We start from the raw sequence: 943 nt of genomic DNA, 5'->3' as shown, positions 1-943 counted from the left end.
ACATCTCGGCCTTGCCGATCCACACCGTCTCGCCATCCACGCTCGCGGTGACGCCCCGACCGGTCAGGCTCTTGAGGTCGCCGGCAGTCGGCACGGCACGATCGTTCAGACGTTCGCGGCCGTCCTTGACGATCGCTTGGGCCAGGGGATGGTCGCTCAACGCTTCGACGGCGACAGCCAGCGCCAGCAACTCGCCTTCATCGGCGCCATCGACGGGCACGACATCAGTGATGCGCGGACGACCTTCGGTCAGCGTGCCCGTCTTGTCGAAAGCGATCGCTTTGAGCGACCCGAGGTTTTCGAGCGGTGCACCGCCCTTCACGAGCACGCCGCCCCGCGCTGCACGGGCAACGCCCGACAGGACCGCGCTCGGCGTTGCGATCGCGAGCGCGCACGGGCTTGCCGCCACCAGCACCGCCATCGCGCGATAGAAGCTGTCGCGGAACGGCTCGTCGACGACCACCCATGCGAACAGCAGGAGCACTGACAGGACCAGGACGGCGGGCACGAAGATCCGTTCGAACCGGTCGGTGAAGCGCTGCGTCGGCGACTTCTGCGTCTCCGCTTCGCTCACCATCTTCACGACCTTGGCAAGCGCGCTTTCATTGGAACGGCGTGTCACCTCGATCTCGATCGCGCCGCCGCCGTTGATCGTACCAGCAAAAACCCGGCTTTCCGCGTCGACTGCATCGGGCTTGGCGCGTGCCGCTGCGGCATCTGCGACCGGCACCTTGTCGACCGGGATGCTTTCACCCGTGACCGGGGCCTGGTTGATCGCGCTGGTGCCCTTGATGACGAAGCCGTCGGCAGGCAGGCGCTCGTTCGGGCGGACGATGGCAATGTCCCCGACGACCATCTGCTCGACCGGGATTTCGCTGGTCTGCCCGCCGCGTCGCACGGTCGCGGTTTCGGGCGCGAGCTTCGCCAGCGCCTCGATCGCCTT

Annotated in this window: 1 protein-coding gene; it reads right to left on the bottom strand. The window is 67.1% G+C overall.

What is annotated here, in order from left to right; translation table 11 throughout:
• Nucleotides 1-943 (bottom strand): HAD-IC family P-type ATPase (locus tag AX685_RS15900; RefSeq protein WP_156445860.1); only part of this gene is annotated, 943 nt, incomplete at both ends.

This window comes from Sphingomonas sp. CCH9-F2, from assembly GCF_001556735.1.
GTDB lineage: Bacteria > Pseudomonadota > Alphaproteobacteria > Sphingomonadales > Sphingomonadaceae > Sphingomonas > Sphingomonas ginsenosidimutans.
Note: the sequence above shows the minus strand (reverse complement) of the source record. Positions and strands in the feature narration are given on the sequence as shown.